An 11785-nucleotide genomic window follows, 5' to 3' on the forward strand; every position below is an offset into this window, starting at 1 on the left:
GCGTCCGTCCCTTGTGATTCAGTCGTGTCGCGTTGTAATGGCAGGGTCGCCTTGCAGGTTAGCCCTGCCCGACAGCCCGGCATGAATTCGGGGTCACACCGGCGCGGTGAGAACGGTCACAAGCGCGGTTCCCGTGTGAGCGGATGTGTGTTTCCGTGTCTTTCCGCGTCCCTCTACGTCGCCGCGGGGACGGGCAGCGGGCGGCCCTCGAGCGCCGCCGCCATCACCTCGGGGAACAGCTCGGGCGTACAGGCGAACGCGGGTGCGCCGAGAGCGGCGAGAGCGGCCGCGTGATCACGGTCGTACGCGGGCGCCCCCTCGTCGGAGAGCGCCAGCAGCGCGACGATCTGCACGCCGGACGCCTTCATCGCGGCGACCCGCTTCAGCATCTCCTGGCGAATGCCGCCCTCGTACAGGTCGCTGATGAGCACGACCACGGTGTCGGCGGGGCGGGTGATGCGCTGCTGGCAGTACGCGAGCGCCCTGTTGATGTCCGTACCGCCGCCGAGTTGGGTGCCGAAGAGCACGTCGACGGGGTCGCTGAGCTGGTCGGTGAGGTCGACGACCGCGGTGTCGAAGGCGACGAGGCGGGTGGCGAGGGAGCGCATCGAGGCGAGGACGGCGCCGAAGACGGAGGCGTAGACGACGGAGGCGGCCATGGAGCCGGACTGGTCGATGGCGAGGACGACTTCCTTGCGGACGGAGCGGGCTGCGCGCGCGTAGCCGACGAGGCGCTCGGGGACGACGGTGCGGTGCTCGGGGACGTAGTGCTTGAGGTTGGCGCGGATGGTGCGGTCCCAGTCGATGTCGCGGTGCCGGGGGCGCTGCACGCGGGCGGCCCGGTCGAGGGCGCCGGTGAGGGTGGCGCGGGTGCGGGCGGCGAGCTTGCGCTCCAGGTCGTCGGTGACCTGCCGGACGACGGTGCGGGCGGTCTCGCGGGCCTCGTCGGGCATGGCCTTGGCGAGGGAGAGGAGCGTGCCGACGAGATGCACGTCGGGCTCGACGGCGGCGAGCATCTCGGGCTCCAGGAGGAGCGAGGCGATGCCGAGGCGGTCGATGGCGTCGCGCTGCATGACCTGGACGACGGGCGTCGGGAAGTACTCCCGCACGTCGCCGAGCCACCGGGCCACCTGCGGGGCGGACCCGCCGAGCCCGGCCCGCCGCCGGCCGCTGCGGCCGGGCTGCTCGGCGCCGCCGTAGAGAGCGGCGAGCACCTGATCCATCCCGGCGTCGTCCCCGCCCAGCGCGGCCCCGGTCCCGTCCCCGCCGCCTTCGCCCCCCAGCACCAGCCGCCACCGCCGCAACCGCTCGCCCGCGGGGACGGGGGGAGGTGGCGGTGCCGGGGGTGGGATCGCGGGGGTGGGGTCGGCGGGGGTGGGGGTGGCGGGGGTGGCGGGGGTCGCGTCCGCGGAGCGGACAGCGCTGGCGGAGGCAGAGGAGGTTGGAGGGGCAGGAGTTGGGGTGACGGGGGCCGCGGTCTCGGCGGGGTCGGTGGCGGGGCGCCGGGCGGTGCGACTCGTGGCGGGCCGGGGGGTGGGCATCGTGGGCTCCTCTGCCGGGGTGTGGCGGTCTGGAGACGCACCGGGTGCGGGGTTCACGGTTGTTCCTCCTCGGTGCCGAGCAGGGCGCGGAGCGTGGGCAGGACAGCGGCCGCGCGGGCGGGGTCGATCTCGTCGGCGAAGCCCGGCAGGCCCGCCGGCTCCGCCGGGCCCGCGGCGGAGGCGCCGCGGCGTACCAACTCGCCGATGGCGCGCCGGGCCCCCGGCTCGTACTCGGCGAACGTCCGCCGCAGCAGCGGCAGCACGTCCGTGAAGGCGTCGCCGGACAGACCGGTCAGCCAGCCGTCGACCAGCGCGAGCAGCCGCTCGTCGTGGACGAGGAGCATGCCGCCGTCGCCGCCGAGGAAGCCCTCGACCCACGCGGCGGCGTCCGCGGGCGGCACGGCGTGCGACAGCGCGAGGCCCATGACCCGCTCCGCCTCCGCGGCCGGCATCCGGCCACCGTCGAGGAGCAGCCGCACGGCCCGGCCCCTGATGAGCCCGGGCACGGCGTCCCGGCCCGCCAGCACCCGCAACGCACCGGCCCACCGCCCCCGCAGCGAACCGGCCGGGTCGAGGGCCGCCGCCTCCGCCGCCGTACCGTCACCGGCTGCCCTGCCGTCCTCACTCCCGGCCGCTGTGCCACGCCCTCCGTTCACCGGACCGCCGGAGGCGTCCGCCTCCGAACCGGCGCCTCCCGACCCCGCGCCCGCGTCCAGCAGCGCCACCGCCGCGTGCACCGCGTCGACGTGCGTGCGCATCTCCTGCGCTCCGTCCGCGTCGAGACCCACGCACGCGGCGGGGAGGCCGACGAAGATGCGGTCGGCCAGACCCGTGGCGACCTCCGCGAGCGCCGCGGTCTCCGTGCCGCGGACGTCGCCGTAGCGCACGGAGCGGGCCAGCGCCGGGAGGGCCGCGGCCAGGTGGCCGACGTCGGTGTCGAGCGCGGCGCGGTCGGCGAGTGCCTGCATGGCGACCGGCAGGGCATCCGTCAGCTCGGCGAGCAGGCACTGTTCCGCCAGCGCCGTCACCTGCGCGAGCGAACCGGCCTGCGCCGCCTCGTACTCGGCCTTGGCCGTGGCCGCCGCGACCACCGTCGTGCCCCAGAGCGCCGCCTCCACGACGCGAACGGACAGGTCGGGCTCCCACCGCAGGCTCCACGTCTCGCGGAACGTGCCGGTGCTCGCCCGGGAGGCCGCGGGCACACCCCAGTCGATGCCGAGCAGCCGCAGCCGGTGCAGCAGGCGGCTGCGCCCGGCGTCGGTCTCCTTGCGCAGGTCGAGCTGCAGCTCGCGCTCCTCCGCCGCCGGCTTGAGCCGCAACGCCCGCTGCGTACGGGCCAGATCCCGCTGCAGCGGCACGGCGGGCGCCGACTCCGGCACCTCGCCGAGCGCGTCCCCCACGACGAGCCGGTCGGCGACGAGCGCCAGCGGCACCTCGGAGCCGTCGCACATCACGGCCCGTACGGCGTCGAGCGTCTCTGCCAGCCCGGCGAGCGGGCGGCCCCGCATCGTGGCCAGCGCGGTGGCGAGCCGGACGGCCTCGATGACGTGTGCCGACGAGACCGTACGGCCCTCGGCGCGCAGCAGGTCGGCGACCTTGATCAACCAGCGCTCGATGGGCCGGTCCTGCGCCTCGAAGAGGTGCGCGTACCAGCCGGGGGAGTCGATACCCGCCCCGTAGCCGCTCTGCCGCGCCAGCCGGCGGTGGGTCCACGGCACCCAGGCCACCTCGGTCTTGACCTTGGGCAGGCCCTTGAGCAGGCGGCGGTCGGCGGTGACGGTGGCACGTGCCCGCAGCGCGGGCACGTGCCACGCGCCGCAGACGACGGCGACCTGCCCGTCGAACTCGCGCCGCGCCTCCCGCAGCCGCAGCCGCATGTGCGCTTCGCGCACCAGGTCCCGGTCGTGCCCTCCGTCCCCGTACCGCTCGCGCAACGCGCCCATCGCCTCACCCAGCGCGACGAAGGTGGCGGCGGCCGGGCCGCGGGCGTCGGCGGTGGCGGCGGAGCCGTCGGCGTCCGGGGCCGCGGCGCCCCCGGCACCGGTCGCCGGCACCGTGCGACCGTCCCGCTCCTCCGCTTCCACGCCCGGGTGCGGCATGCGGTGCTCGATCGCGTCCTCCCACCACCTCTCCGGGTCGTCGTAACCGGCGGCCTCCGCGAGGACCGCCAGCGGGTCGATGCGGAGCGCCTCGGGGTCGAGCCCCGGCCCTTCCCCTCTCTTGCCTTCTGCTCGATCCCCGTCGTCGGACCGGCTCTCCTCCGGCCCCTCGTCCGGGCCCGGCCCGCCGGGGGCGCCGGCGGCGGTCATCGCCAGGGTGTGGGCGGCAGGGAGGTCGATGAAGCGGACCGGGGCGCCGTGGCGCAGCGCCCAGCGGATCGCGACCCACTCCGGCGAGAAGTGCGCCAGCGGCCAGAACCCCGCCCGCGCCGGCTCGTCCACGGCGTGGGCCAGCAGCGCGACGGGCGGCCGCATGTCCTCGTCGCCGGCGAGGCCGACGATCGCGTCCGCCTCCGGCGGCCCCTCGATGAGCACGACCCGCGGCCGGTACGCGTCCAGCGCCGCGGCGACTCCGCGCGCGGAGCCGGGCCCGTGGTGCCGCACGCCGAGCAGCAGCGGCTCGACGGCCGCGGCGCTCCGCGTGCTCCCCTCCTCCGTACCGCTCACGGCCCGCTCCCCCTCCACGACCCCGGCTCCCCCGCCCAAACGCTCCGCACCCCTCTCTGCCACGCCTGCGGCGACTCCCCCGGCCACGGATCCCGCGCTCCTCCCCGCCAGGCGCCCCGCGGCTTCCCCGGCCACGGGCCCGGTGCCGCTCGCGGCCACGGCCCGCGCGGCTCCCCCGGCCGCGGGCGCCGCGCCTCCCCCTGCCGCGAGTCCCGTGCCCTCCTGCCGCGCGTCGGCGAACTCCTCGCCCGCATACGCCTCTTCCGCCACCTTCACCCCCTCACTCCCTTTCCTTACTTCTTTATGTGCGGCACTATTTCTTTATGTGCGGCACTACTTCTTTATGTGCGGCACTGCGATGGGGTCACGCCGTGAGCTCGCGGCAGGCGCGGTAGAGGTCCTTCCAGCCCTCGCGCTCGCGGACGACCGTTTCCAGGTACTCCTGCCACACCACGCCGTCCGCCGCCGGATCGCGGACCACCGCGCTCTGGATGCCCGCCGCCACGTCGCTCGCGCGCAGCACCCCGTCGCCGAAGTGCGCCGCCAGCGCGAGGCCGCCGGTGACCACGGATATCGCCTCGGCCGTCGACAGCGTCCCGGACGGGGACTTGACCTTCGTCCGGCCGTCGGACGTCTCCCCGTCCCGCAGTTCGCGGAAGACCGTGACGACCCTGCGGATCTCGTCGACCGCCTCGGGGACCGGCGGAAGCTGGAGGGAGGCGCCGATCTGGGCGACGCGCTGGGTGACGATGCCGACCTCGTCCTCGGGGGACGCCGGGAGCGGCAGCACCACCGTGTTGAAGCGGCGGCGCAGGGCGCTCGACAGCTCGTTGATCCCGCGGTCGCGGTCGTTGGCCGTCGCGATGACGTTGAACCCCCGGACCGCCTGGACCTCTTCGCCCAGCTCCGCGATCGGCAGGGTCTTCTCCGAGAGGATCGTGATGAGCGAGTCCTGCACGTCGGCGGGGATACGGGTCAGCTCCTCGACCCGCGCCGTCATGCCCTCCGCCATCGCCCGCATCACCGGGCTGGGCACCAGCGCCTCCCGGCTGGGGCCCGCCGCCAGCAACTGCGCGTAGTTCCACCCGTAGCGGATCGCCTCCTCCGGGGTGCCCGCCGTCCCCTGGACGAGCAGTGTGGAATCGCCGCTGACGGCGGCGGCCAGATGCTCCGAGACCCAGGTCTTCGCCGTGCCGGGCACGCCGAGGAGCAGCAGCGCCCGGTCCGTCGCCAGCGTGGCGACCGCCACCTCCACGATCCGGCGGGGGCCGACGTACTTGGGCGTGACGGCCGTGCCGTCCGGGAGCGTGCCGCCCAGCAGATACGTGGACACCGCCCACGGCGACAGCCGCCAGCGCGGCGGCCTCGGCCGGTCGTCCGCGGCGGCGAGGGCCGCCAGTTCATGCGCGAAGGCGTCCTCGGCGTGGGGCCGCAGCGCGGCGTCCGCGGCCGCGGACCCGCCGGCGCCCGCGGACCCCGCGGACTCCGGAGCCCTGCCCGCCTCGCCGCTGCCTCCGATGGCCGCTCCTGCCCCTGTCGTGGTCGTCATCGTCCCCTCCTCGCCGACTCGGTCGCAGCCGCCGCCCGTTACCGCCGCGGTGACTGCGGAAACCACCTTGCCGCACGGCACTGACACCGCCCCCGCACCTGTGGATATCGCAGGTCAGAGCCGTTGTCAGTGGGGGGTCGTAGCGTCGTGGGCATGGAGGGGCTGAGCGAACGGTGGAGCGTCGATCAGGTGTGGGGGCTGGCGCCTGACGCCTCGTCACGTACGGCGGGCGGCAAGCTCGCCGCGGCCGGGCCGTGGGCGGAGTCGGGGGCCGCGGGCGAGGCGGTGTGGGGGCTGTGCCGCGGGAGCGGGAGCAGGCCGTATCAGACGGTGGTGGATCTGCAGGGCCCGGCGTACAAGTGCAGTTGCCCGAGCCGGAAGTTCCCGTGCAAGCACGCGCTGGGGCTGCTGCTGCGCTGGGCGCAGGGCGACGTGCCCGAGACCCCGGCGGACGCGCCTGTCCCGGAGTGGGCGGCGGAGTGGCTGGCGAGCCGCCGGGAGAAGGCGGAGCGGAAGGCCGCCGCCGCGCCCGCGGCGGAGCGGGCCCCGGATCCGGCGGCGGCGGCCGAGGCCCGGCGGCGGGCGGAGCAGCGGCGGCAGCGGATCGCCGCGGGCGCCGCGGAGCTGGAGCAGCGGCTGGCGGACCTGCTGCGCGACGGGCTGGCGACGGCGCCGCGGGGCGCCGCGTGGGAGGAGACGGCGGCGCGGATGGTCGACGCGCAGGCGCCCGGGCTGGCGGCGCGGGTGCGCGAGTTGGGGACGCTGCCGGCTTCGGGGCCCGGGTGGCCGGCGCGGCTGCTCGCCGAGTGCAGCCTGCTGCATCTGCTGGACCAGGGGTTCCTGCGGCTGGACGAGCTGCCCGAGCCGCTGGCGGCGACGGTGCGGTCGCGGGTGGGCCTGACGGTCGACGCCGCGGGGCTGCTGCGCGGCGGCACGCTGCGGGACGACTGGCTGGTGCTGGCCCAGGAGGACGCCGACGACGGCAAGCTGGTCACCCGCCGCATCTGGCTCAGGGGCGCGGGCACGGAGCGGATGGCTCTGCTGCTGGCGTACGGGGCGGCGGGCCGGGCGCCGCAGCAGTCGCTGCCGACGGGGCTGGTGCTGGACGCGGAGCTGGCCTATTACCCGGGCGCGTATCCGCTGCGCGCGGCGCTCGGCACGGTCCACGCGGGCCCGCGGACCCCGGCGGCGGGGGGCGGCCGGGAGGTGCGGCCCGTGCCGCCCGGGTCGGGGGTGGCGGCCGTGGCCGCGGCGTACGGGGCGGCGCTGGCGGCGGATCCGTGGCTGGAAGGGATACCGGCGGTCCTGACGGACGTGGTTCCGGTGCCGGAAGAGGGGGACGAGGGCTGGCAGTTGGCCGAGCGCACGGGCGACCGCGCGCTGCCGCTCCACCCGGCCGCGGAGCGCGGCCCGGGCGTGTGGCAGCTCCTCGCGGTGTCGGGGGGCGGCCCGGTCACGGTCTTCGGCGAGTTCGGCCACGCCGGCTTCCGTCCGCTGACCACGTGGTCGGCGGGCACGGCGGTCCCGCTGACGGGCGCGGTCCCCGCGGCGGTGGATGCCGGCGTGACGATCGCGGCGGCGAAAGGCGCAGGCGCATGGCGCTGACGCGGGAACGGGAGGAGTGGCGGCGCGGCGGACCGGCGGGGGCCGGCCCGCGGCGCGCGAGGCGTACGGGACGGGCGGCGGCCGTCGTGACGGGGGCGCGCCGGTGCGGGGTCCGGGCGGGGTGCGGGTCTTCTGAGGGGGTCGTATGACGGTGGGGACGCAGGTCTTCGAGGGCTGGGGCGAGTTGGTCGGTGCGGCTGTCGTCGGGGGCGGGCGGCGGGGGGTCGACGAGGGGGCGCTGCTCGACGCCGCCGCCGCGGCCACCGTGCGGCGGCGGGCCGGTGTCGTGCCGGCACCCGCACGGCGGCTGCCCGAGTGCGCCGCGCACGATCCGCGGCCCCGGCTGCCCTCCGCCGCGCGGCGGCGGCTCGCCGCGCTGCTCGCGGACCGCTCCGGGACGGGCGGCGGCACCCGGCGGCGCGGGCCCACGCCCGACCTCGCCGAGCTGATACCGGAGTGGCTGCGGCACGCCGTCGAGTACGGCTACCAGGCGCCGCCCGAGTTGCTGCCCGCGCTGCTCGACGCCGCCCGGGCCCGTATCGACCTGCGGCCGCACGCGCTGGCCCTCGCCGGGCCGCGCGGGCTGTGGCTCGCCGAGCGGGCGCCGCAGTGGGCGCCGCTGCTGCGCGACGGCGCGGCCGGGCCCGCGCTGCCCGACCCGCGCGACGCGGGTGCCGTCCGCGCACTGTGGGAGGAGGGGCCGCGGACCGGTGGGCCGGCGACCGGCCAGGTGCGCGGTGCGCTCTTCGCCGAGGTGCGCAGGGCCGACCCCGCGGGCGCCGTCGAGTTGCTGACCACGACGTGGTCCGCCGAGAAGGCCGAGGACCGGCTCGCGTTCGTGGAACTGCTGCGCACGGGGCTGTCCCTCTCCGACGAGCGGTTCCTGGAGGACGCCCTGGCCGATCGCAGCCGCGGCGTGCGGGCCGCGGCGGCCGAACTCCTCGCCGGTCTCCCCGGATCCGCGCTGGCCGGGCGGATGGCGGCGCGGGTGCGGTCGCTGGTGATGCTCGACCGCAGCGAGGAGCCGCCGGTCGTCGCGGTGGAGGCGCCGTACGAGTGCGACGCCGCCATGGAGCGGGACGGGATCGTGGCCACGCCGCCGGCGGGGATGGGCGAGCGGTCGTGGTGGTTCGGGCAGTTGGTCGCGGCGGCGCCACTGGCGGTGTGGACGGAGGTCTTCGACGACCGGACACCCGCGGAGGTCGTCGAGCTGCCCGTCGCCGACGGCTGGCGGCCCGACCTGCTCGCCGCCTGGAGCCGCGCCGCCGCCCGGCAGCACGACGCCGCCTGGGCCCGCGCCCTCCTCTGCACCGCCCCGACCTCGCCCCCGAACGAGCCGCCGCCCTTCACCGCGGGCCCGCCCTCCCCCGCGCGCATCCCCGCACCCGGCAGCACGTCGGGCGGCGGCGAGCACGTCCCCGGGCGGGACCCCGCGCGGCTGCTCACCGCGCTGCCCGAGGCGGAACGGGCCGCGTGGGTCGCGGAGTTCATCTCGGCGCACGGCCTGTCCGAGGCGTTCCGCCTCCTCGGCGCCTGCGCCGTGCCGTGGCCGGAGGAGCTGGGCCGGGCCGTGGTCGACGCCCTGGAGATCGCGCGCGACGGCGGCAGTTACCCGTGGAGCTTCAGCGGCGTGATGGGCCTCGCGGAGCGCTGCCTCGACCCCTCGTACGCCGTCCGCCTCGAACCGCTGGCCGCGATGCACGAGGAGGCGGAGGAGAGTTCGCCCGGCGCGGCCGGGTACTGGTCGGAGGCGTTCCAGCGGCTGGTCGCCACCTTGCGGATACGCGCCGCGATGCGCGACGAGCTGACCACTCCCGCCGCCCTGCGGCCCTGAGGGACGCGGACACGCAGCCGGTCACGCGCCGTTCCCGGTGGCGCAGCGCGCCACCGCTGCGCGCGCCTCGGGGCGTACGCCTCAGGCGCCCGCCGGCTCCCGCACGTGCGTCCGCACCCACTCCACCACTTCGGTGGTCGCCGCGCCCGGCGTGAAGATCGCCGCGACGCCCAGCCCTTTCAACTGCGGGATGTCGTCCTCCGGGATGATCCCGCCGCCGAAGAGCTTGATGTCCAGCGCGTCCCGCTCCCGCAGCAGCTCCACGACCTTGCCGAAGAGCGTCATGTGCGCCCCGGAGAGGATGGAGAGGCCGATCGCCTCGGCGTCCTCCTGGATCGCGGTGTCGACGATCTGCTCCGGCGTCTGGTGCAGGCCCGTGTAGATGACCTCCATGCCGGCGTCGCGCAGGGCCCGCGCGATGACCTTGGCCCCGCGGTCGTGGCCGTCGAGTCCCGGCTTGGCCACCACCACGCGGATCGGACCGGTGCCACTCATCGCTGCCTCCATCGCGCCGTCCCGCGCGTCCGTGAGTCCTTCGAGGGTGTGAACGAACGTTATCCCCAGCATCGCGCACCCCGGCAGAACGCAACATCCGGGGAGGGGGAAATCACACGTGCGGCCACCGGCAAATCGGACAGCCGTGGCCCCGGTCTTACCCTCGGGTACTCGAAAAATCGGGCAAGTGCCCCGAACGCGCCCCGGCGAAACCAAGGAAAGATTGTCGAGCCGTGGGACGCCCGGTACAGTCGCGGCAGTCTCCTGCTCCCGAGGCGAAAGAGAAGTGGTGAACGACCGTCCCCCGCCGGGCTTCCCCACCCCGGCCTCTCCCGCTGGCGACGCCTCCGCCCATGGAAGCCTCGACGGCTACGGGTACGGCTACGACACCTCCGGCCACGGCGGCGGTTCCGGTGAAGAGCCTCTCCATCACGGCTATCAGAGCTACGACCAGAGCTATGACGGCTACGACGCGAGCCACTCGGCCGCGTACGACTCGGGTACCTACGCCACCACCGGCTACGAAGCCGGCGGCTATCTGACGCCCGACGCCACCTCGTCGTGGGACGCCGGCACGCAGTCGGCCGACTTCGGCACGTACGGCGCGAACGGCCTCTACGCCACGGCCGATCCCTACGCCGGCGATGCCCACGCCTCCGGTGGCTACGATGTCTCCGCGCTCTGGACGGAAGCCGCCACCGACACCCCGGCCGCCGGGGTTCCGGCCGGCGGCATCCCGCGGCAGGCGGGCCCGGCCGACGACTACGACTACGGCTACCCCTCGGCGGGCGCCCCGGCCGCGCAGTGGAACGCCACCGGCGAGTGGTCCGACTGGGACACCGGCGCGCCGTACGACGCCGCGCAGCACGAGGCCGCGGCGTACGACGGCACGCAGTACGACGCCGGGCAGCACGAAGTCCCGCAGCACCAAGGCGCGCAGTACGACACCGCCGCCGGCTGGGACACCGGCCACTATGACACCGCGGCGTACGCGGAGGCGGCCACGGACACGACGGGGTACCCGGACGCCACGGCGTACGCCGAAGCCACCGCGTACCCCGAGGCGTTCGGCGACACCACGGCGGCCACCGCCGCGTACGACGAGCACGCGGCCTACGCCCAGAACCTCGCGAACGCCGCGCACGCCGACCCCGACGCGACCTCCGCCTGGGACTTCACCGCCCTCGCCGAGCACGACGGCATCGAAGGCAGCGACAAGCAGGGCGGGTTCGACCACCCCGACGCGCCCGAGACCCCCGCGGCGCTCGACGCCGACCCCGCGCCCGCCGCCGCGCGCCGCCCGGCCGGCGTCCCCGTCGGCCGCGCCGTACGCGCCCGCCGCCGCTGCCCCAAGCGCTCCGCGCTGCTGACCGTGGCCGTGCCGTCCATCGCCGTCGTCGGCGTGGCCGGTGTCGCCGCCGCGAGCGTCACCGGCACCGGCAAGGGCGGCGCCGAGGGCGACGGCAAGACCACGCAGGCGGCCCCCGACACGGGCTCCGCGAAGGCATCGAAGGCCAACGCCGCGCTCGACACGCAGCTTCGCGGTGTCACCGAGGACGCCGACGACTTCGCCGACCGCGCCAGCCGCACCCAGGAGCGCATCGACCTCAAGGAGAAGCAGGAGGCCGAGCGGAAGCGGGAGGCGGCGGAGGCGGCCCGCAAGGAGGCGCTGCGGCCGAAGTTCGCGGTCCCGGTCGACAGCCCGGGGCTCAGCGCGTACTACGGCCAGGCGGGCGTCAACTGGATGTCGGTGCACACCGGCATCGACTTCCCCGTCTCGTACGGCAGCGAGGTCAAGGCCGCCACCGACGGCACGGTCACCACCCGCTACGACTACTCGTACGGGAACATGCTCGTCCTCACCGCGGCCGACGGCACCGAGACGTGGTACGCCCACCTCGACAGCTACGCCATCACCACCGGCCCCGTGCAGGCGGGCGACGTCGTCGCCTACTCGGGCAACTCCGGGAACTCCACGGGACCGCACCTGCACTTCGAGGTGCACCCCGGCGGCGGCTCCGCCGTCGACCCGCTCGCCTGGCTGCAGGAGAAGGGCCTCGACCCGCAGTAGGCCGCGCACGAGGCGCATGCCGCG

7 protein-coding genes are annotated in these 11785 nt (G+C 76.1%); 3 read left to right on the forward strand and 4 right to left on the reverse strand.

The window, feature by feature from the left end; translation table 11 throughout:
- Positions 1-173: 173 nt before the first annotated feature.
- The 3 genes from FB457_RS02605 to FB457_RS02615 all read right to left on the reverse strand — a co-directional run bounded on the left by FB457_RS02605 (position 174) and on the right by FB457_RS02615 (position 5756).
- Positions 174-1541: a vWA domain-containing protein gene (locus FB457_RS02605; protein WP_486588909.1), complete on the reverse strand. Its 1368-nt coding sequence runs from the start codon at positions 1539-1541 to the stop codon at positions 174-176.
- 53 nt (positions 1542-1594) lie between these two features.
- Positions 1595-4207: a DUF5682 family protein gene (locus FB457_RS02610; protein WP_145780648.1), complete on the reverse strand. Its 2613-nt coding sequence runs from the start codon at positions 4205-4207 to the stop codon at positions 1595-1597.
- Positions 4208-4571: 364 nt separating this feature from the next.
- Positions 4572-5756: an AAA family ATPase gene (locus FB457_RS02615; RefSeq protein ID WP_145780650.1), complete on the reverse strand. Its 1185-nt coding sequence runs from the start codon at positions 5754-5756 to the stop codon at positions 4572-4574.
- Between the two features lie 147 nt (positions 5757-5903).
- Between FB457_RS02615 and FB457_RS02620 the strand changes: the two genes are divergently transcribed.
- Positions 5904-7361: an SWIM zinc finger family protein gene (locus FB457_RS02620; RefSeq protein WP_047017638.1), complete on the forward strand. Its 1458-nt coding sequence runs from the start codon at positions 5904-5906 to the stop codon at positions 7359-7361.
- Between the two features lie 145 nt (positions 7362-7506).
- The gene (locus FB457_RS02625; RefSeq protein WP_047017637.1) at positions 7507-9195 is read left to right on the forward strand and encodes a DUF5691 domain-containing protein; all 1689 of its coding nucleotides are present in this window, start codon (positions 7507-7509) and stop codon (positions 9193-9195) included.
- An 81-nt stretch (positions 9196-9276) separates the two neighbouring features.
- Here FB457_RS02625 and icmB read toward each other — a convergent pair whose 3' ends face one another.
- The gene (gene icmB, locus FB457_RS02630) at positions 9277-9690 is read right to left on the reverse strand and encodes a coenzyme B12-dependent isobutyryl CoA mutase small subunit (protein ID WP_047017636.1); all 414 of its coding nucleotides are present in this window, start codon (positions 9688-9690) and stop codon (positions 9277-9279) included.
- Positions 9691-9979: 289 nt separating this feature from the next.
- Here icmB and FB457_RS02635 point away from each other — a divergent pair, with 289 nt between their 5' ends.
- Positions 9980-11761, forward strand: a complete 1782-nt coding sequence (locus tag FB457_RS02635; RefSeq protein ID WP_145780652.1) for a peptidoglycan DD-metalloendopeptidase family protein — start codon at positions 9980-9982, stop codon at positions 11759-11761.
- Positions 11762-11785 lie beyond the last annotated feature (24 nt).

The sequence above is a fragment of the Streptomyces sp. CNZ287 genome, assembly GCF_007827615.1.